Genomic DNA, 20,904 nt, shown 5'->3' on the forward strand with positions numbered 1-20,904 from the left:
ATATTAAGTGTGAACGTAGGGCATTTATTGTTATATATTCCCATAATGAACATAAGTGACACTATATATTCAGATAACATCATTTTAAGATCAACACGGTAACCAGCATAATTACTCTTCCTTCATGTTCTTTTCGTAGGTATATACTCTTTTAAATGATATAGCACTTCTTCCTGTATTATCACCTAGAGGAATATTGACTTACATCTTATTTCTTCAAACCTCAAACCCCGTCAATAACAGACCCATAACTAACCTCTAAAAATGTAAAGCTACCTTGACATCCACAAAAATGTAAAGTAAACTTTACTTACAATCGAATGTAAAGCTAACTTTACAAAAGGAACGGAAGTGGGGTAATGATGAGAAATCGAATCAAGGATCTGCGCAAAGCAAGAAAGATGACGCAAGAGGAGCTCGCAATACAGGTAGGCGTCTCGAGACAATCAATCATTGCCATCGAATCTGGAAAATATAACCCATCACTCGAACTGGCATACAACATTTCGAAGGCATTCGATTGCATCATTGAAGAGGTCTTCATATTGGAAGAAAGGGGCGAGGAATAATGGAGGTACAAGTAGGCGGGTTGGTAGGATTATACGGAGGAGCTGTGGCGGGTATATTAGCCTGGTGGTTTGGCCGCCGCATGGCCAAAAAGCAGCGCGGTTTGGATGAACTGCATGATCATATTTGGCAAAAGGCTCGGGCAATTTCCTGGTTCTTCACTCTTGCTTCCAGCTATTTATTATTTACTTTGATTTTGTTCGGAATTGAATTAAAAGCCGGTATGATCCTGGGGGTCATTATACTTGTCCATTTGGCGAGCTGGGCTATTACGGGAATGGTTCTGTCCATCAATATGAATATGACAGAGCCTCTGAAACCATCAAGAGTCAAATTCGGAATTGCCATTGTGCTAGTGTCACTTATTATTTTTACCATCTTATCAATCACGACCGGCAACTGGTGGTTTCTGATCGCCAGCATTCCACCGACTATCATTGGGGTACTTTGTGCATTAGCTTCTGAAATAAGTAATGAAGAATAACCTTGGATATGTGACTGACTTGTAAGTTCAACTCTTCTGATATCGGTATATAGTGATATGGTATGATGGATATATCGGTTAACTTAAAGCACGAGGAGTGATACTATGTCACAGGTCTGGACCAGCATTAAGGAGCGGCTGAAGGATGAGTTGGAAAAGCAATCCTATTTGACTTGGATCGTGAACACCCATGCCGCTTTTGATGATGATATTCTCACTGTCTATTCCGAATACGAGTTTCAACGTGATTGGCTTGAAAAGCAGTATAAGGATACTATCTTTCATACAGTTAAAACAATCACTGGACAGACGTATGAAATTTACTTTGAAGTTCAACCAAGAAAAAGCTTTATAGAAAGCACTGAAGATAAAAACTACACCTTGCAGGATGTTGACATATTAAAAAAGAAAATAACCGAACTTGAGCGAACGGTACAAGATCTTGAAGACAGGCTGAATAGGTTAGAGAAAAAACATTTTAGTTGAAGCATCGGGTTGGTTCCCGATGCTTTTTCATTTATTGATGGCCTCCGTCGCTTACTGACCCTGATACAGATAATAATCCTGCGAATGATAATTTCTAAATCCACAAGATTCATATAGTTTGAGGGCATTGGCGTTTTTAGCTTCTACTTCCAGGAAGATAGGCAGGCCTTTTTTACTTTTCATTTTGACGACTTTGGATAAAGCCTTTCTGCCGATTCCTTTACCTTGGAGATCGGGAAAGACCGCGAATCCATATATCCATGCTTCCCCTTCCGTTTCGGATACACGGATTTTCCCCGCAATTCTTCCTTCAGCTTCAATGATGAACATATCTTCCCCGTTTAGTTCCCTTATCCGCTGGTTGAAATCACTTGCTTCTTTTTCACTAAATCCAAAGCAGGCCACTTCAAGCTGAATTTCCGCATCCCAATCATCCTGTGAAGCCGAAGGTCTTATGGTCACAGCAGGATCCTCATAAAGGTCCGTCTGATGCCATTTCATCTGATATTCCGTCAGCGAAAACGTGCAAGGAATGTTGGCTAAAAACTGCTTGGCTGTTTGGGAAGAGCTTGGCGCATTCAACAAGATGACCTTGGCGTTTCGGTGCCTTGCCTCTTCTACAGCCATAGCAAACAATGTAGAAAAAATCCCTTTCCCACGGTAGCCCGGGTGAACCATGCCGGTCAGCTCTACTTTATTGCCGAATCCATAGCTTCCAAGAAACCCGACAAGCTGCCCATCTTCATAATGAAAGAAGTCTTCCTTGCTGTTTTCATCCCGGTTTTCGAGCATATCAACATTTAGCTTGAGTTCGAATCCTCCTTGTTGTTCACAGATGTGTTGAAGTTTTTTGATTTGGAGTAGTTGTTCTTTTGTTAGCATTGGTTGCACCTCATTTTGTTAGAATAACAATATAAATAGGTAGTTGGCCACCGAGCCGGGTGTATTCTAGATTCGGCTTGTCTTTGGAATTTTTTTAATCAAACGTTTGTTTAAAAATTGCTATGATAGGAAATTTCCTGCATGGAAGCCAGGGGACGGTTCTCTGCTTCCTTTTAAAGAAGAAGGCACAAGTATATCTCATCCTATATCCTCTCCTAATCCTCATTTTCATTATTAGGCAGGTGATATATCAAAAATAGTAGTAAAACCATAACCTCCAAACGGGTGGAATCTTATATAGGATTCTACATGGGAACGGAAATTCCTTTCTGGATGAGGAGGGATGGTCCACTGTTTATTTCGATCGTTATAGGAAGCAATAGAAACGTCCCTTGCTTCCCCCCGCCTCACTTCAGTTACAATGCTCCCCTCTCCTCAAAACTCTTCGTCCAAAGGGAGAACTCTTTTCTATAAACGCTGGTACAAACTTCAATATCATTTTGGTAGGTTTCTAAAGCTGGCAGGTGTTTAGAGATAGAGGAGCCTTCGAATACGGTGAGAATTATTTTGTGTGAGCTTTCAATTTTCCTAGTGTGCTGGTATAGTTCCTGTCGCTGTTCTGTGGTGAGGTCGGAATAGAATTCCGCGTAGTTTTGTTCTGGCTTTAGGAAAAATTTGTTCGCTAATTTAAGTAGACCTTCATCTTTTAATACAAACAAACCAATCATCACCAATGCATCTTCCAGCATGTGCTCCAGCGTGGGAATCCAGGTTACTTTGCTTGGGCTTTCTCCACTATCACCATATAAACCAGTCGTTTTCAACGTCCAGGCCGGTATACTATTTTCCGAGAGAAATAGGGTATGAGACACATTAATAATTCCACCATCATAAGAGTTCTTCTGTCCAACTAAAACCTGACAAGTAAAAGTAGCCATTTTACATTCCTCCAATTTTTTTATAATTTGAGACAGGGGAAAAGTTCTTGTGTCTCATCCAGTACACTCCACAGACCGTGCAGAACCTCCCCCCCAGGCCCCCTGCTTCCTTAACGAATCTATGTGGTGTTTTAATGCTTCCAAATATGCCTCTGAAAGGTACCCTGCTGCGCCACGGAAAATTTCTACTTCGTATTCTAGTGGTGGGGCGGTTTCAGGTTCTTTGTTAACCACAACAAAGGTTAATACTTGAACTTCCGCTCCATTTATCTTAACTGTCACAAATGTAGGTCTGTAAGCACCTGGCGCCAATTCTCGCCCGTACAAATATTCGTCTAATACGGAGACTGGAATTTCATATACCTTTCCTTCCACCACCCCACAGCCGTCTTCTACTATGTCCGCACGACCCATGTCATCGAATGTGGACTTTCTCGTAAACTTAAGGGAATAGTTTGGAAGGACACCAACTCCAAGTACGTTGCGAAAACAATTACCAAAACCTTTATTACTAATCCGCTCCATGTCCATGCAGCTTCCATAGGCAAAATAGCGAACTGTACGCTGCTGCTTCAAAGTGTTCAACGTATACTCCTTCCAATCACCACCTGAAATGTGCTGTTTGAACATTTCACTCCGTCCACCAACATACACAAGTGCTGAAACGGTACCCTTATCTGTGTAAATCGTTTGCTCCACTCTTTCAAATAGGTTATCGACACCCCCTTCCATGTATCCTTCCAAACGGTCCAACCTATCCAAATTCACCTCTCGTATTTCATAAAGTTCACCGTAGACATAACCACCACCGCCAGGTTTAACAGCTGGATAGCCGAACCTTGTATCATACAAGCGACCCTCCGTCCAGCTCTGCTCCGCCACACACTTGGCATCTCTCAACAATCCAGCATTCCTTTCACCTTTTCTAAGCGTTCCGTAAACAAATACGTTCATTTGTCATTCCTCCTAAATATTATTAGAGGCCCATTAAGCTTTCTTCAAGCCTCTACCTCCAACCGGACTTTCCAACATCTGAATAGACCTCACAACCCTCCTCAACTCCCTCGCATTGTTCACCACTCCAACTAGAAGCTGCAACGTGTTATAGCAAGCATCTGTATCTAAAATTTCATCATCCGTGTGCTCATTCTGATAGCCGACAGAGAGGTTGACGCTTTGAATGCCGTGGGACGCCCAGATTCGCGTATCACTGCTTCCGCCTCTTGTGCACTTCCAGCCATCGAGTCCATTAGAAAGCGCAACATCTTCCACAAACTCTCCAAAACGCTGGTGGCAAAATGCTTCATATCCACCACAGGAGGTGACGATATCTCCATTGTTACGGCGATCCACGACAAATGCGGCTTCCACATCCCACAAGAAATACTCATCTACCTTTCTTGCACCAACCAGACCAATCTCCTCTTCAACTGTAAAAATAAATTTCACTTTCCCATTGAATTTGATAGAGTCAAGACGTTGGGCAAGCTCCAGCAAAATCGTAACTCCCGCTCGATCATCAGCTCCAAGAATACCTTCACTACTAGACCAAACCGCACCACTTTTCATAATCGTCCTAGCCGCACTGATTTCCTCGACTGTATCTAAATGAGCATTAAAAAGTAACACTGGTCCTTGCGCGTTTCCGCAATTTTTTTGGGCAAGGATATTTCCTTTGCTGTCAACAGTAATATGGTCAACAAGAGGTGTCATTTTTTCCACTACATACTGCCTTATCGTGTCTTCATTGCCACTCTCACCTTGAATAGACAGGCACTCTTCTAGCTGTTGAAGGAAAAACTGTTTAGTAATAAACTCGAAATTCTCGTTCATCCAATGGGGGCGAATTTTCGCTAACTTTTCAGTTACATCCAGTAATTGGATGCGAGGAGTTCCAATGGTAATGCGATTTTCTCGAATGTGTATTCTGTTAGCTCCAGCAGCTTGTAATACCTTTACAACCTGCTCCATGTCCACCCAATCTGCAAAGCTGATAGATGGCAGCCTCCTCTCATGCCCATCACAGCATCCTTTCGTATGAAGTCCTAAGCGATTTAAGTGCCGGACCACTCCAGAAATATAGGTATCCAGCTCCTTTATTTTTGGCTCTTCCTGACCTGGTCGAAACCAAAGTCCTTCACCTCGTCCTCTGAATTCAAAATCCATAACACGTAACCATTCATCTTCGGAAACAACTGGGCTAAGCACATCCAGCATTCCGATTTCATACGTAAATACTACAGCTAACTTCTCAAGGCTCTCCATTAAAAATGCCAGATTCTCTTCTGTTTCTTGAAAGCATGAAAAACTATTGAGTCCTTTCTCCTCTACGATAAACCCTTGACGTATAAATAATTGATTCCATCTTTTCATCTCATCATCTCCCTTTCCTTGATGAGCTTATTATATGAAAAAGGCGGTGACACCCCTGTCACCGCCTAGAATTACAGCCATTGAAATGTTTCTCCTCTGTCAAACTTGATTCTTAATAAGGTAAGTCTTCTACTAACAAGTACAGCATAACTCTTCTATTGCGTATTAGACCTATACTGTGTAATAAATAACTCCTGTGCTAGTGGACTATATGAAGTAAGTTATCAGGTCGAATACTGTCGATTAATACATAAGTTTTTACATTTCCAGAAAAGAAGAGCTTAGCGGTGTATTTCTACTTGGACTGTTTGACCGTTTGCATTAAAAAAATATAGCTCATATATAATTAGCTTGGTAAAATATAGTAGGAAACTGAATTTTAATTGGGGGGGGAGAATACACATATGCCAAGTAGAGTAGATACACACATTACTGGGGATATTGGTGAATGTTTCGTTACTTATCAGTTGGTCAAATCAAAAAAATGGTTTGTTTCTGATCGACAACGTTCTGATTATGGGATAGACCTAATTGCCCAACGAAGTATAGAAAGACCAGAGCTTGATAAACAAATCAGAATACAAGCAAAGGCGACCGAATCTTTGAAAGTAATTGATAAAAATATTCATTTTAGTCTTGATAGGAACTATATTAATTATTATTTAAGCTGTATTGAACCGGTTATCTTTGTAGTCATACATGTAAGAGAGCATAGACATGATGAAGCCTACTATATCCATATACAAGATTGGGTTCACAATAATTTAGATTACTGGAACAAAAATCAGGAATCTTATACAATTAAAATTCCCTTGGCAAACAGCTTATTTGAAGGATTAAAGGGACCGCTGTTATATTTTTCTGCACATCAATATAGACTTTATGATGTTTATGGACGTGAGAGCACTAGAGCAAGTCGTAAATCAGCTAGGGAATCCTCCGAGCAATCTCTTGTCACTTCACCAACTGCATTTCATATCGCTAAAACAGACCTATTAGATGTTTTAGAACGTAACGGTGATGCGAGTGATACGACAAAATTGTGGAATGAAGTTTACCACACATCTCTTTATTCACTCGATAAATTAACTCAAAAAGATATTCTTTCTATTGTGGTCCCGGTGGGTAAAACCGTCAACCCTAACGGTCTATTTACCCTGAGTCAGCTTTACCAGATTCACTATGAATCAATATGCAAATTAAATCTGCCTGAATTTTTTTTAAATGACTTTCCACATGTCGCTTACTATTGCCAATGGCTCGAAGAATCAGGATCCAACAGACCTAATAGTACAATCTTGTATGCAATAAACAATGATTTTCCAGAATACTATGGTTATAAAATTGTTAAAAAAACGCCTACAGTTCTTGAAAATGGCCAAGATTTCTACTTTGATCCATTTTTAATATTCCAAGAGATTCAAAAAGTATAATGTAGTAAATAATATTTTCATTTCACCAGTTTTTTTGCACCATCTGTGGTAATGAAATTGCCTTTTTAAAGGATAAGACAAAAAATTACTCCCTTCAAAGGGAGTTTTTACACCGTAGCTCAATTTCAAATATGGCATAAATCATAGAGAGACGATTACACTTAGTAAGCGCCTTTTTTCACTGTTCTTCAAATTTTTATTTAATCAAACAACATTCTAGCTATTATTATCGAGAAAGAGGTAGTTAATCTACCTCAATCTCGTTAATATCCAAATCTTCAATTTCCATATCTTGATCAATCGTAAGAGAGAAATTGATTGAGAGTGTTTTTTCATCGGAACCTAGTTCGAAGTATTCTTCATCGCCAGGCTCATACATTGGGTTTCGATCTTTTACCTCGAACATGGCTTCTACTGTAAGGTAGCCTGTTACAATGACATGATCCAAAACCACTTCTACTTCCACATTATTAATTTCCTTAAATTCAATTCCGTATAATTCCAACCAAACTGTATCATAAGTATCAAATTTCACACTCATGGAATCACCATGATTCGTAAAGAAGCTGTCACAAGCATCATAAACCGTTTCAAATTGTTGTTTTTCTATTAACTCCAAGATTTGACCTGGGTTCTTAGTAATTTGCTTCGCGTCTGCCCATTTCTCTACTTCAAGGGTCTTCTGTAGTTTCTTAACCTCTTCGGACTGATTAATAAAGGTTTGAGCATCTTTAAAAACAGTGAAAGCGGTGGAATCTTTGGCAAGGTCTGGATGTAATTTTCCGTTTTGTAAGAAATCATTTGAATTCGCCGTAATTAAATAACACTTTTCTAAGTTGTGTTTTTTTGCAAATTCCACATAAGAAAGCCAAATAATGGCATCTCTAAATTCCTGTTTATTATCGGAAAATGGTTTGCTTCTAGAAATGGATCTCTTTACTAATTCAGGCAAAAGATCATGAGGGTAAGGAACTACTTCAATGACTTGATAATCTTCCAATTCTTGTAAATATCGATCCAGTTGTTCAACATAGTCTTCAACCGTTCGATTGTATTCAATTGGTTTGTCCTCTTTGTGATGTAACAGTTTAACAATCTTTTTTTCACTTGTTTTAATTGTCTCATACTGTTTTACAAGTTGTTGCCTGAAATTATTAATCATTTCATCACGCACCACTTCAGATACAAAGAGATTAATATGTTCGTGTTCCGATAGTTCTAAAAGTAGGCGGTTAAAAATGACTTCCTTCATAAAAGGGTCGGTATATGAAACGTTTGAATCCAAAAATACATCCATGAGTGCATCCCTGCTTTCGTCAAACTCTAATCCAATAAATTTTAGCATATAGAGAGGGAGAGAGTGTATCGATTTGATTTTGAAGAAGAAAAGAAATGAAAGACCGTAAAAGTTACGATACAGCTATTTAAATCCTTGGAATTTTTGTAGGTTGCCCGTCAGACGAGAGAAAGTTAGCTGATAAAAAGAGATATATACGAAGGGACTTTTGGTTGTGCGAAAATGGGTGTTAGTTACAGTCCTTTTTCAAATAACGGGTAGCAGATTTTGAATAAGAATACCCAACAAAAAAAGTTTTATTGCACAGTACAAAGATACTAATCAATAGAAATTAGTGTCCACAATTGGCTCAATTGTGAAAGAGCAAAGCCTAATTTAGAATTAGGCTTTTTTACTTAAAATCGTTGATGTGCTTCTTATTTGTAATGTTGAGATCAAGAGGTACTTTACAGGGCAAGTGCTTTTAAAGAATATTTCAGAGAAGGTACATTCTTGTGGACGTAAGCACTTACTCATATCCCATTTCTTCATCTACTCGGTACATGATAATAAAATTAATCGACCTGTTAAAATAATACGCGTTTTCCCCACGGTAATTTGTGTTTTGAATAACCTGTGGGATGCTGCATTCAGTAAGCTTGGCACGCACCCTCGAAATCGCCCTTCTGAAGTTTTCTCTGCTCACTTCTCCACTCTCATTAGTCCTGCGAAAGGAATTTTGCAAATCCTGTCTCGTTGCTGGAGATGCTTCCGAGCTTTTTACTAACAAATAATGAAGAATATCCGCACGTTCTTTACTTAACGTTTTCTCCTCACCATTAAACCCGAGTGAGTTATTTTGATCATTAAAGTAAAGTATCAGAGTGTCACGTGGCTGATATCCCATCAGATCATTACATTCTTCCTTAGAACAAGTTGTCGTCCCCTCTGGCGTAACCTTGTAAAAAGCATTCTGAAGAAGATACTGTTCATTGTCCTCCAAGCTGTTGTAGAGTGAGGAAAACTCGTACTCTTGAATTTCCTCTACGCCATCATAATTTAGTTCTTTCATTTTTTCATGCGTTTTCTTTGCTATGTATAGGGCACTATTAGTCAAATAAATATGGGCATTCATCACTTGTCTCTCTGTAAGCTTATATGCCTTTTGCCTATTATGCTGATGGTTATCAATTGCTTTTTGAAAAAATTTAGCAGCACTCAGATAATCCCACTTTTTATAAGAGAGAAAACCAAGTCTATAAGCTGCTACAGGATTGTCACAATCGTACTTTAGAGCATCTTCCAAACATTGATATGCTAAATAATCATCCTTGTGGTTTCCCATCTTTAGATAGGTTCCATAATGAATAAGAAGATGAACTAGCTTATCTTTAATATATGGAGCATAGTGTTCATACTCCTCCTTGTTTTCACGCATCAGTTTTCGCACACGTTGGTACATTTCCTTATAAAGCTGAATCTTTTCTGAGCTAGATGCAAACTCTCTGGCTTCTTCTCGTTCGCTTAATTCTTGTTCGTAGTCTTCTAGTTCTTCTAGTGACAACATTTTTAATATCACAGACATCCCCTCCTATCTATAATAAATATATAAAATTGTTTTTCCGAAGCGGTATGCCTACAGTCACGGTCTCAATAGTTCCTAGACGACAAATAATGGTTTATAGTCTTTATATATGTTTTCCAATCCTTGTAGCGTTCTTGTACTTTCTGCTCCAATCTGGCATCGATTTGGCTCTCTTCATTATAGATGCCGTCCCTTCGCATGTTTTCATGTCTGTTAACATATTGATCTATCGATATCTCTTTCATTTTTCTTTCCCTTTTATTTAACAAGTGCTTCTGCTGCAAATATTCCTGAAATTCCACGTTCTCACCCCACCTAGTTTTTATTCAACGAATCAATTGCTTTCTTCACAATACTTCTCAGTTCATCAGCAGAAAAGTTTTTTACACACACTGAGCCATCTTGATAAAGCACATCATGATACTCAGTGAGGTACTTTCCAAACACATAACCATTCCCTGAAGATACAAACTCCCGGGCTACGATTTTCTTCCTTGAGGGTGACTTGTCGTAATAATAGAAGAATCGACCAAAGTGATTTTCTTTTTCCCTTAATTCTTCAAAGGACTGAAGAATCTTTCTTTTTTCAGCTAATGAAAGCATATGTACACCACCCCTCACTTTTATAGATACGTCACTACTTTCCCCACATACAAAGGTATCCCCTCAGGAACAAATTCTCCCCCATTCACTGACACCGGTCCCAGTAACTGATTTGGTTCAAGGTTAATTGGTTGCTCGAATAAGTCAGACAAAAAAGCATTTAAGTCGGTAGTATTCCTTGTAATGTTTTTGGAGTTTAATTGATCAGAGTGGAATTCATGAACAAGGAAAATGGCTTGTGTGGTGCCTAACTCTTTTGCTTCAATAAGCGTTCCGGCAATGGCGTGCAGAAGTTGATATCTGAGGTGTTCGCTGGTTTTATTGCCAAGGATGGAGAATGTTAATTGCTCGATTCTGTTTGGTACATTGGATCGTACGCTCACACTCTTTAGGTACTCCCCTATCATCTTCCCATAGGCCTCGTCCGCCTTTGCTTCTACAGATAGGAGAATCCTTTCCTTCCCCTTTTCTCCGAGTAGAACGAGATCATGATTTCTCCCTTTTCCGTAATTGTCCAATCTGGTTTCTTTCTCGGGGTATGCTTCAGAAATAACCAGGCCCTTCGTAATATCATTTGCATCTAATAGTAACTGCAGCTCTTCTGGAACCTTTGCTTCACCATCCCGAAACCAGCATTTCGCTAATTCCAATGCACTTCTTAAGTCTTTCAAATGCCCTTCCTTCTTGGCAGGAGCCGCGTAGTTCAGCCACTCTCTCTCAGAATGGATTTCTTCATTGTTTTTACCATAAACTTTGATCATCTTCATTCCTCCTATACCCCTATCAATCTATATACACCTGGCCTAACTCTTCCTAATTGTCTGTATCTAGTGGGAACAGTAGAGCTATTGTTCCCTCCCAATTCCCGTGGGACCATATCAGCCATTATCGTCCCATAATCCTTCCACTTCTCTCCGTATTGCTTTGTAACCCATTCTTTTATATCAGCAATACTTCTTTCGTTTCCGAGCGCTTTAAATGCTTCTAAGACAGCTTCAGCCTGGGTCTTCATGTTATCCTCCTTTTAAACTTGTCATCTTTTGGAGCCATTCGCTCCTATGTTCCATTAATGCAGGCCTTGGGTGTAAAAAGTAAGGGCTTCGCTTATGTTTAATCCAGTAATGTTTTGTAGTAAGTAATGTTTCAAAGCTTTCTCAGCAATTTTTCTTTGCTATTGAGTAGCTTCATTGGCAGCCTCCTTGTAAAATGTTAAGAACAACTATCATATTCATTCTTCAACGTAAACTTTTTTCCTTTAATTCACAAAAATATCAACTATTAATTTTCCATTCTATTACTTTCTTTGAACTTTTAATAACTGAGGTATTGATTTGTTTTAAATTAGAATAAAACCCTTCACTTTCATTAAAGTGAAGGGCCTTATCTCTTCTACAATTATAACAATCATTAGGGTTATAATAGTGAAACTAATCTAATACATTTTTCAATTCAAAATTATTAATGTAAACATTATAATGCTTAAAACTTTGTAACAAGGCATACTTAAACAAATCAATTTTTAATTATTAGTTAAATTTCCTATATTAATAAACATTTATTCAAAATCTGTATAAATTTTGGTTCAATTTTAATATTCTACAGTTACTAATACTTTTTGTCTCAATTCATTATTCATTAAGTGGAGTCTTGAAGAATAATGAGAGACTAAGTATTAGTAATTTTTATAAACATACTTCTTCTTTCGTTTTAAACCAGTTTTTAGGTTAGTAGATTAAGGTAACTAAACGTCAGGTGGATTTATTCTCAACATTTTTATCTTTATATTAAACATTCACATCACTCCTGGCATTCAGATTCAAGATAGACTGTCACTACAATTTTATTGTGCTTACTTGTTTCATCAACGATATAGATAATACCATTGTTTATAACCTTTGTTTTTCTTATACCGTCTTTACACAAAGTAAAGATGGGTGTTCCTGACTCGATCTCATTCTTTGCAAAATTCCTTGCAAAATTGAACCCCATCGGTGTAATTCTTTCATTCATGCGTAAATGAGCATGTTGTGTTATTGTCATCTATTAACTCTTCCTCCTAGTCAACCTCCTCTCCCATTATTTAATAGTTCAAGACTCCTAGTAAAATTATGACAATAAACATTTAATAAAGAAACAATATTCCGTCGATAAATACTGACAATTCAGCCTATAATTCGACAAGGCAAATAAAAAGAAAGGAAGGTCGCCCTTCCTCAACACCGGAAAAAGAAAAACTTCCTTCCCCCCTGCACCCCTCCACCAATGAGTAAGGGAAAGTAGTCAAAAAAGAACGCATCCTCATCGAACCACACCACTATAGCGTCGGTGGATGGGAATTTGATTATTTGTTTCAAAGTGTTTGAATTTGATTACTTGTACTGGAACGTTTGATTGGAGTATGAGGGAGTATTCTGATTTATTGGTGGTTTATTGTAATTTATAAAAGTGGGGTTGCCACTTTCCAGTGTGGGAAGCGGCATTTACTATCATTAATAAAATAGGCAATTGAGTACTCCTTTTTCGTTCTGAATACAATAATTTAATCAATCTATTTAACCCCCACAAAAAATATTACCACCACATTTCACTTCAATGCCCTTCAAAAAATACCATGATAAACACTCCCAGGGACCTGATTCAGTACCATCTATTAAGTAAATATCAATTAAAATACCACCAACTCATGCATCGCTCTTGTACAGGCAACGTACAGTAATTTCTTTTCAGAGTCTTTTTTCTTCGTTTCGTAATTTGAGGAGTCGTATACGATGACTGCATCAAACTCCAATCCTTTTGATAGGATTACAGGCATGATTATGAGGCCACCATCATATTTTGCGTTTTCCTCAAGACATAGGTTAATATTTTTTATGTTCTTTAGTTTTCTTGCTACTTTTTTAACATTGTCCTTGTCTCTTGTAATGATTGCAATGTTATTGAGGCCACGTATTTGAAAGCCTCTGACGATTTTCTCTATTTCTAATTCTTTTTGTAAGGGATTTGCACCTGAGAGATACAAGACATCATTTCCGTCTCTTCCAAATGGCTTGGAGAGAGTGTATTTGTTTTTACTCCACCCTTGGATAATTTCATTACTATAATTTGTTATTTGGTTTGTTGATCTGTAAGTTGAAGAAAGCTCGATATAGTTTGTGTCCATTTCTATACCAGCCTCCATAGTAGCCGTTAAATCCTTCCAATCACTAATGCTTCTATAGGCAAAAATCGATTGTCCTAAGTCGCCTAATATCGTAATTCTTCCTTTGCCGACAATCTTACTTAAAAGAAAAACCTCCAAAGGATTATAGTCTTGACCCTCATCTATTATTAGATAATGAAAAGGTTTTTCTGTTGCTTCTAAGACTCCTTGATTTAGAAAATCATCAATGATGAAAATACCAGCGAGATCTGATGCTTCTAAATTCTTCTGGGTATATAGCTTATTATTATCCTCTACAAATCGCATCATTTCCTTAATATTATTGTCGATATCTATGTATTGGCAAATATTCTCGAATTTCGTGATTAAATTAAAATATAGCTCTACCGCGTTTAAAGGTTGCCATACTTTTTTGAAAGCAGCGATAGACTCAGAAATAACTTTTTCTACTTGAATTATATCTTTTTGTTGATTCTGTATGTTCGTGTGGGAATGAAACATTTTACGTTTCAAGTTCTGTAAAAAAGTATCCTTTATAGATTCAATATTTTTGATTATTCGCTCTCTCCTAGTTAAAAGAGGCATGTAGCGATAGTCCTTATAATAACCATGTATGCGGTCCTTCATATTCACAAAGATTTCCTTATCCAACTCCACCTTGAATTTCAGTTCCATCTCGTCTACCATTTTGACTACCACCTGATTAGTAGCCTCAAATATAGGAGCGAACCTGGCTCCATCATAGCCAACCACAATATCATGCAGGTATCTTTGTAAAATATGATAGAAGTTCAATGACCCTTTAATGGTGTTCCTTCGAAGAGCATTCCTCTGTTCTTCCGGGTTCTTTTTAGATATTTCTGTCAGCATATCTGTATTACTCTTATAGGTGTATTTAGCTGATTTGAGATCATTAATATTTTGATGGCACCAATCCAGAAACGTTGTTTGTTTAATCCCCTCTACTCCTATACCGGGAAGTGCATTGCTTATATAATTCATAAACATTTTATTTGGTCCAAAAATGGCTATTTTATCAGGAGAAAAACTTTTATTGTTGTACAGAAGATAAGAAATTCTATGTAATGCTATGGTCGTCTTACCGCTACCTGCAGAGCCCTGTACGATGAGGGGCTTTCTTTCATCCGCACTGATCACCTGATACTGCTCTTCCTGAATGGTTTCTACCACATCCCGTAGTTCTGCACTTGCTGCCTCTACCAATCTTTTCTTTAGAATAGAATCCAAAAATTGAACATCATCGCTTGTAAGATCATGAGCAGAGATAATTTCCCCTTTATTCAACTCAAATTGGCGAATGAGTTTCATATTTATATGGCCTAAAGTGTCATGTATCACCTTCCCTATTTTCTTGCGATAAAATAGTTCCGCAACTTTATTATTGTTAGATATAATATGTTTCTGATAATCGTAGCGCCCAATATAATAGCTTTCTGGCTTTTGATTGACATTTCTAAAGTCCAATCTACCGAAAAATGGTGCATCATATATCGAGTTCAGTTTTCTTTTTTGTTGTACGGACCGGCTTGAAAACACAGAATTAGTAAATGCATCTGCTCCACCAAAATCATTGGACTTTAATTTTTTTGAAATTATCACTACATCCTTTTGAACAGATTCTCGAATTTCATCCAATACAACCTGGTCAAATTCCACACTTGATTTATCTAGAATTATTTTCTTCTTTTTCGGTAGTTCTTTTGGATCTAAGTATCTTTCAAATAGCTCTATTATCTCTTCCAAATTCTTTGAGATTGCTAGTTTAATAGGAGTGTTTCCCTTATTATTAGCGATTCTTGGATTGGCACCACATTCAAGTAGATATTTTATAACGTCTAATTTTTTGTATATAACTGCAAATGTTAATCCTGTAGCCCCATAGTCATTTTGGGCATTAAGATCTCCACCACTTTTGACATATTCTTTTACCGACTTAATATCTCCTATTTTAGCAGCCTTGAGAAACTCAACCACATCTCTTTCAGGCATAACCAACCTATTCAATTTACTTCACCTTTTCTTTTTTAATATTCAGTAATTTTAATACATACGATTAATATCGGAAGAAATCCAAAAATTTGAAGAAGTAGAGGAGTGGCTTGGCTATATCCTAAATTCTATAACGCTTGTCATTTTCGTCTTTCAAAAATAGTATATAAAAAAGGTTGGGATTCCCCAACCTTGAGATTATATTTAATCAATTGTAATTAGTTGTATCCCATCACATTATCATGATAGGTATATCATCTTTTATCCTCAAATTAATCATATATCTGTACATCGACAGCGGTGTCTTCACTTCTGACCTCATAGCGTTTTTCAGGCTTTCCGTATACATTGACCAACTGATGGCTTGTCGAAAACGAATTGTCCTCTAGATAGCTGTTGTTTCCAAAGATCAATTCTTCAATTGAATGCGATTCCAACTCAATCCAGTCCGGCTGTTGCTTGCATAGGTTTTCGATTCTCTTTACCATTGTGAGATTTCCCACATTTTCTGTGGCATCATCCGGCATTAATACAAAAAGATAATCCCTAGCCCTGCTGATAGAGACATTTAGGATGTTAAGTTTATTGAGAAACATTTCCTTTGAAGCTGATATGGTAGGTGGCGGGTTGAATAGTGCGATAATAATGTCGCATTCGTCACCTTGAAATCCATGGATTGTCCCAACTTGAATATCAATATTCTTTGGGAAAATGAAAGAGGCCATTAACTTATCAATCAAGTCCGACTGAGCACGATAAGGGGCAATCAAACCTATTCGAAAATACTCATCTCCATTTGCCAATTCAAGGAGAGATGACATGTACTTAACGAATTCGAATGCAAAAAGTGCAGAATACACATGATAATTGCTCTTACTTTTTAGACGTTTCGGACGATAGATGCTCTCGAATTTGCTAACGGGAAATTTTATGATATTCAATGGTTTTATATCAATGAAATCTTCGATAAGTAATGGACGTCTATCATTCACAGTACGATTATGATGTAACACACCGCCATATGTAAACCGGCTAAACACTTCACCAATTTCGGGAATACTCCTATATTGAGTGGTTAGAAGCTTGACACTGTACTGATGAGGTTTCGTGTTGGGATTGGTAAATGATTTAAGCTCGACCAAAGTGTATATGTTCTCGTTTTTCCATATATCTACAGTGGTAATCGGTTCAATCTGGAATGGATCACCCGCAATGATAAACTTCTCAGGGGTCTTCTTGTAAAGTGGGAAAACTATGTTTACCAATGGTATCATGGACGCTTCGTCAATAATGATATAGTCCCACTTCAGCGCACTCAGATGAAGTCTTGTGTCTCCTTCTGGCAGAAAATAATCATATGGGAAACGAGCGATAGTCGTTACAGTTACATTTTTGGGGAATGCACGAATATCGGTGGTCTTATTTCGGAAAACACCGCTCTGTTCAATAACACTGTCGTTCGTCGCACCAAAACGGACAAGCCACTCAGTATGACTGCGTTTTGTGTCCAATTCCATAATTCGACGCACAAGTACATCCGCTGCTTTGTTTGTCGGGGTCAGCACAAGTACCTTCAGATTGTGATTTTCTTGCATAAGAGGAAGAATGACCTCGCCCGCAAGATGCGTTGTCTTCCCGGTTCCGGGCGGCCCAAAAACAAATTCGATATTATCGCATAGGTTGTACTTCATATCATAGTCGTCATCAAAACCAAGTTGAATAAACCCTTTACGCAATTCCTCTAGTAGGAAGACGGGATTCTTTGCCTCTATTCTGGCCTCGGTCACGAGTGATAAATCCACTCCATCGATTTGGGCATTTGTCTTTAATTTCGCCCTTAAAGTGTATGATTTTACGTTAATAACTTCAACTGCGACTTTAACCATTGGCTGGTCGACAAAATGCAATTCAAGTGGTATATCCGCAAGGTCTTCCATAGACTGAGGAATATAGCGGCTTGGATGTTTCAAAATAAGGGTTCTTGAAGTGCCTTCCTCACGTTCCACCTTTGAAAATGATATGGAAATCTCTCTGCTATTAGCAGTGTTCTCTCCGCTATTATGCGATTCCAACTCAAGTAAAGCTTTGAACCACCCGAAAGTGTATTTTTCAGCATTAATCGCTTTTTGAGTCAATTCATCGAGATAAGCGATCTCTGCTATCTCGTTTGCACTTCGTTGTTTTGCCAGTTCAATTTTCTTACTGAAATTAATAGAGGGCTTAGAGTATTCATCCTCGTCAGTTTCAATCATGGCTTCTTCTTGATAAAGAGCAGTATTCTCTTTAGTTTGTGGAGCAGAAACAGCCCGCTGACTGATTTCTTTTGCTATACGAGTAACAGCAGGATTTTTTGAAGAAGTATCATTTTCGTCTTCTTCATCAGATTCGTCACTATCTTCCTGATGAGTAGAGGTGTGTTTATTTGCACGGTAATGTTCTGCAAACCGCTTCAAATCTTCTTGTGGAATATCAGAAAGGGCTTCAGCTAATTCAATTTTTTCTCGTTGCTCATCTGTTAGTTGGTGGTAGTCGTAATCAGTATCTTTCATTTCATCTTCAATACCCAAATACCGAAGCAGCTCCACCGCCTCATCTCTTGAAGTATTGTAGTGCTCCGATAAAGCTCGTTGCGTTAGTTCGCCTGCTGATACAAATTCCCCTTCCTTATTGAGAAGCCAAGGTTCGGTGCGAAAGCGTATGGCTTCACTAGAATCATATTCACTATACTGCTGACTATAATAAAAATACTCATATTTTCCTTTAATTACACTCCGTAGGCTGTTACTAGAGTAGCCGTATTCAACATAATTCAACAGCTGATCCCATACCATGACTGATAAGTCAGCATCTTGTTTTTGAATTAAAAATTCAATTATCTCTTTACTTCCTTCAATATACTTTTCAGTCCATTTCCTACCACGACTTGAATACTTCCAATCACTATTGATTTGGTAAGCTTCTTCAATACTCAACTCACGTGATAAGACCCTTGGTTCATCTTTTACACCAAGATCAGTAAAAAATCTAACCAACTCGTCTTTATTGCTCTCACCAACAGATTGAAGGTATTCTTCAAATTCTATGAATTTAGTGTCCGGTTTTGCCTGAAACCATTTTTGCAGCGCTTCTGTTGGAAAATAAAGAAGGCTTGCCTTACCGCGATAAATATTGGTATCAATAGCAGAACTATACCGAACAAACTTACATTCTTTAATAAGTTTAATAAATCCATCCAATTCATTTCGCGGACACTCTTTAAAATATTCGAAGAATTTAAGAAAGTTTTGCTTTGTGTTGATTGCTCTATTTTTATCACTATAAAGCGGTAGAATGCGATTGTAGATTTCATCACGTAAGGAGGGCTGTTCAACTCCCAGCTGTTTAAGAAATCCGGCAGTATTTTCATTTTCTAACAACTCAGGTAACACGGTATTATATCCCTCGGTATCAGTCGGCAAAAAAAGCACTACATGTTCATTGGAATCAAAAGCAGCAACAGCCTTTCTGTCTTGATTGAGGAATATCGGTTTTTTCTTAATCAACTTAGTTCGTCCACTTGTTTCCGCAACCCACTGATAGAACGTATGTAGCCAACTAACTGGCTGGGCCTCAATAAAAGTTCTGTTGATTCCACCTAAACTGTCTTTACTCCCCCCAAATTTCCAACCGTTAATGATATCCTCTTCATTAATCCACACATGTGTAATGGAATCTATATATTTTGTGAGTGACTCATTTTTACGACGTGTATCCTGCCTCCCGAATGATTTGAAAACCCACTTTGCTTTTTCGTTTCCGCATATTGCAGCTAACTGAGCATTTGTAAATAACTCCGCAATTTGAGGTACGAAAGCCCAGTAAGCATTACCCTTTGACACAAAGCCATCGGTAGTTGGTAGTAAGTCCTCACTACTCATTACTTCCAGAATGGCAGTATAAAATGGCATGAATGAAATCTTCCTTTTGTCGTTCACATCGCTGAACTTGCTCTCTTCATAGGGAATAATGTCAAATATCTCATCTTTGATAAGTGGATAGCCAATTGATTGACCAATATCCCTAAGATAAACAAGACTATCCGCTGCTAAAGCTGCCAATAATCCTATCATCTCTTTGTTATGCTGAACACCAGCCCTGATTCCCTCGCGGCTGTCAGTAAGCAAAAACGGTGCATGAATAATGAAATTAAGACCAGTTACCTCTTTAGTGGGGAAGTAGCAAAAGGCTGAATATTGTTTAGCAATCAGTTTTCCTTCCTCATCAAGAAAGAAACCAACTGAATATGAGTTTCCAATACCATCTTTTCGTGAAAACAACCACAGCTTATCTTCGAAAAGTTCACCTCCATAATTTTGCGTAAGGCTAATACACTCCGCCACTGTGTTACCGATATGTTGTGTTTGCTCAATGCTTTTACGATATAATCCCAAAATACCCGAAATATCGAACGAAATATCCTCAAGGTAAGATAGAAACAATAGAGGGTGATCCAATGAACGAAGTTTCTCTGAAATATCCTCATACGCCTCTACAGCCCCTCGCTCTGGATGATTGAATGGAAAAACAAATAGCGTTTCATCTTTTTTTCTACCAGAAAAATCTTCATAAATCCTTGTCGGAACGATAAAACGACTTATTTTAAAATAGATGTATGGGTCGTATATATGCGGTGAGGAGGTATATTGAAACACCGACTTAAATCCAACACCGAATTTACCTATAGAAGCTTCACGTTTATTAGAATTAGCGATTGATGTTATTGCGTTTATATCACCTAAAGTATTGTTTGCAGAATCTTCTTCTTCAGATGCTGGATTAGACACGGTAAATCGTCGTGTTCCGTTGTGTGCAAAAATTAATTTATCTCTATGCAATGTAAAACGAGCGGATGTCGCCTTCGCGTCATTAGCATTTTGGAGTAACTCGTAAATAAAATGCGCTTGATCAGAATACTTCTCGACAACACTGGTTTTTACACCGCGCACAGCAGGATCATCAAGAACGTCCGCTATATGTTCCCTGTGCTTTGATAATTGGTCAATATAAATATCGTGCTGGATTTTCATTATTACTTCCCCCTAAGATACTCAGAGTGTTTATGTTTAAC

General features: G+C 38.0%; 17 protein-coding genes. 4 read left to right on the plus strand and 13 right to left on the minus strand.

All coding sequences use genetic code 11. The annotated features are described in order from the left end of the window. Positions 1–362 precede the first annotated feature (362 nt). The 3 genes from JOC95_RS09140 to JOC95_RS09150 all read left to right on the plus strand — a co-directional run bounded on the left by JOC95_RS09140 (position 363) and on the right by JOC95_RS09150 (position 1,537). Positions 363–569 (plus strand): helix-turn-helix transcriptional regulator, encoded by a 207-nt coding sequence (locus JOC95_RS09140; RefSeq protein WP_204415561.1) that lies wholly within the window; start codon positions 363–365, stop codon positions 567–569. Further along, positions 569–1,051, plus strand: coding sequence for a hypothetical protein (locus tag JOC95_RS09145; RefSeq protein ID WP_204415362.1), 483 nt, complete (start codon positions 569–571; stop codon positions 1,049–1,051). The genes JOC95_RS09140 and JOC95_RS09145 overlap by 1 nt, the downstream gene beginning before the upstream one ends. Before the next feature lie 105 nt (positions 1,052–1,156). Further along, the gene (locus tag JOC95_RS09150) at positions 1,157–1,537 is read left to right on the plus strand and encodes a DnaA N-terminal domain-containing protein (protein ID WP_204415364.1); all 381 of its coding nucleotides are present in this window, start codon (positions 1,157–1,159) and stop codon (positions 1,535–1,537) included. Between the two features lie 51 nt (positions 1,538–1,588). Here JOC95_RS09150 and JOC95_RS09155 read toward each other — a convergent pair whose 3' ends face one another. The 4 genes from JOC95_RS09155 to JOC95_RS09170 form a co-directional block, all read right to left on the minus strand. Further along, complete coding sequence (locus JOC95_RS09155) at positions 1,589–2,419, minus strand: GNAT family N-acetyltransferase (protein ID WP_204415365.1); 831 nt, start codon at positions 2,417–2,419, stop codon at positions 1,589–1,591. 416 nt (positions 2,420–2,835) lie between these two features. Next, complete coding sequence (locus JOC95_RS09160; protein WP_204415366.1) at positions 2,836–3,357, minus strand: hypothetical protein; 522 nt, start codon at positions 3,355–3,357, stop codon at positions 2,836–2,838. A gap of 54 nt (positions 3,358–3,411) precedes the next feature. After that, positions 3,412–4,311, minus strand: a complete 900-nt coding sequence (locus tag JOC95_RS09165; protein WP_204415368.1) for a gamma-glutamylcyclotransferase family protein — start codon at positions 4,309–4,311, stop codon at positions 3,412–3,414. Between the two features lie 33 nt (positions 4,312–4,344). Further along, complete coding sequence (locus JOC95_RS09170; protein ID WP_204415370.1) at positions 4,345–5,730, minus strand: M20/M25/M40 family metallo-hydrolase; 1,386 nt, start codon at positions 5,728–5,730, stop codon at positions 4,345–4,347. A gap of 404 nt (positions 5,731–6,134) precedes the next feature. Between JOC95_RS09170 and JOC95_RS09175 the strand changes: the two genes are divergently transcribed. Continuing rightward, positions 6,135–7,163, plus strand: coding sequence for a DUF4365 domain-containing protein (locus tag JOC95_RS09175; RefSeq protein ID WP_204415372.1), 1,029 nt, complete (start codon positions 6,135–6,137; stop codon positions 7,161–7,163). A gap of 244 nt (positions 7,164–7,407) precedes the next feature. On the opposite strand, the gene JOC95_RS09180 is transcribed toward JOC95_RS09175, so the two are convergent. The 9 genes from JOC95_RS09180 to JOC95_RS09220 all read right to left on the minus strand — a co-directional run bounded on the left by JOC95_RS09180 (position 7,408) and on the right by JOC95_RS09220 (position 20,863). After that, the gene (locus JOC95_RS09180; RefSeq protein WP_204415374.1) at positions 7,408–8,460 is read right to left on the minus strand and encodes a PIN domain-containing protein; all 1,053 of its coding nucleotides are present in this window, start codon (positions 8,458–8,460) and stop codon (positions 7,408–7,410) included. Between the two features lie 508 nt (positions 8,461–8,968). Continuing rightward, positions 8,969–10,018: a tetratricopeptide repeat protein gene (locus tag JOC95_RS09185; RefSeq protein ID WP_204415376.1), complete on the minus strand. Its 1,050-nt coding sequence runs from the start codon at positions 10,016–10,018 to the stop codon at positions 8,969–8,971. Positions 10,019–10,089: 71 nt separating this feature from the next. Further along, the gene (locus tag JOC95_RS09190; RefSeq protein ID WP_204415377.1) at positions 10,090–10,326 is read right to left on the minus strand and encodes a hypothetical protein; all 237 of its coding nucleotides are present in this window, start codon (positions 10,324–10,326) and stop codon (positions 10,090–10,092) included. 13 nt (positions 10,327–10,339) lie between these two features. Beyond that, positions 10,340–10,627 carry a hypothetical protein gene (locus JOC95_RS09195; protein ID WP_204415378.1) on the minus strand — a complete coding sequence of 96 codons (288 nt, stop codon included), beginning with the start codon at positions 10,625–10,627 and terminating at the stop codon, positions 10,340–10,342. Positions 10,628–10,647: 20 nt separating this feature from the next. Continuing rightward, positions 10,648–11,388 (minus strand): DUF6946 family protein, encoded by a 741-nt coding sequence (locus tag JOC95_RS09200; protein ID WP_204415379.1) that lies wholly within the window; start codon positions 11,386–11,388, stop codon positions 10,648–10,650. A gap of 11 nt (positions 11,389–11,399) precedes the next feature. Next, positions 11,400–11,639: a hypothetical protein gene (locus tag JOC95_RS09205; protein WP_204415380.1), complete on the minus strand. Its 240-nt coding sequence runs from the start codon at positions 11,637–11,639 to the stop codon at positions 11,400–11,402. Positions 11,640–12,424: 785 nt separating this feature from the next. Next, complete coding sequence (locus JOC95_RS09210; protein WP_204415381.1) at positions 12,425–12,667, minus strand: hypothetical protein; 243 nt, start codon at positions 12,665–12,667, stop codon at positions 12,425–12,427. 625 nt (positions 12,668–13,292) lie between these two features. After that, the gene (locus JOC95_RS09215) at positions 13,293–15,812 is read right to left on the minus strand and encodes a UvrD-helicase domain-containing protein (RefSeq protein ID WP_204415382.1); all 2,520 of its coding nucleotides are present in this window, start codon (positions 15,810–15,812) and stop codon (positions 13,293–13,295) included. Between the two features lie 257 nt (positions 15,813–16,069). Continuing rightward, complete coding sequence (locus JOC95_RS09220; RefSeq protein ID WP_204415384.1) at positions 16,070–20,863, minus strand: DEAD/DEAH box helicase; 4,794 nt, start codon at positions 20,861–20,863, stop codon at positions 16,070–16,072. Positions 20,864–20,904: the final 41 nt, after the last annotated feature.

The organism is Sutcliffiella tianshenii (genome assembly GCF_016908565.1).
In the GTDB taxonomy this organism is placed as follows: domain Bacteria; phylum Bacillota; class Bacilli; order Bacillales; family Bacillaceae_I; genus Sutcliffiella_A; species Sutcliffiella_A tianshenii.

Excerpts from the sequence above, each read along its gene's own strand:
- JOC95_RS09145 (WP_204415362.1), top strand. The coding sequence starts at position 569 with ATGGAGGTACAAGTAGGCGGGTTGGTAGGATTATACGGAGGAGCTGTG.
- JOC95_RS09175 (WP_204415372.1), top strand. The coding sequence starts at position 6,135 with ATGCCAAGTAGAGTAGATACACACATTACTGGGGATATTGGTGAATGT.
- JOC95_RS09165 (WP_204415368.1), bottom strand. The coding sequence starts at position 4,311 with ATGAACGTATTTGTTTACGGAACGCTTAGAAAAGGTGAAAGGAATGCT.
- JOC95_RS09200 (WP_204415379.1), bottom strand. The coding sequence starts at position 11,388 with ATGATCAAAGTTTATGGTAAAAACAATGAAGAAATCCATTCTGAGAGA.
- JOC95_RS09195 (WP_204415378.1), bottom strand. The coding sequence starts at position 10,627 with ATGCTTTCATTAGCTGAAAAAAGAAAGATTCTTCAGTCCTTTGAAGAA.
- JOC95_RS09160 (WP_204415366.1), bottom strand. The coding sequence starts at position 3,357 with ATGGCTACTTTTACTTGTCAGGTTTTAGTTGGACAGAAGAACTCTTAT.
- JOC95_RS09155 (WP_204415365.1), bottom strand. The coding sequence starts at position 2,419 with ATGCTAACAAAAGAACAACTACTCCAAATCAAAAAACTTCAACACATC.
- JOC95_RS09205 (WP_204415380.1), bottom strand. The coding sequence starts at position 11,639 with ATGAAGACCCAGGCTGAAGCTGTCTTAGAAGCATTTAAAGCGCTCGGA.
- JOC95_RS09170 (WP_204415370.1), bottom strand. The coding sequence starts at position 5,730 with ATGAAAAGATGGAATCAATTATTTATACGTCAAGGGTTTATCGTAGAG.
- JOC95_RS09180 (WP_204415374.1), bottom strand. The coding sequence starts at position 8,460 with ATGGATGTATTTTTGGATTCAAACGTTTCATATACCGACCCTTTTATG.
- JOC95_RS09140 (WP_204415561.1), top strand. The coding sequence starts at position 363 with ATGAGAAATCGAATCAAGGATCTGCGCAAAGCAAGAAAGATGACGCAA.
- JOC95_RS09220 (WP_204415384.1), bottom strand. The coding sequence starts at position 20,863 with ATGAAAATCCAGCACGATATTTATATTGACCAATTATCAAAGCACAGG.
- JOC95_RS09210 (WP_204415381.1), bottom strand. The coding sequence starts at position 12,667 with ATGACAATAACACAACATGCTCATTTACGCATGAATGAAAGAATTACA.
- JOC95_RS09150 (WP_204415364.1), top strand. The coding sequence starts at position 1,157 with ATGTCACAGGTCTGGACCAGCATTAAGGAGCGGCTGAAGGATGAGTTG.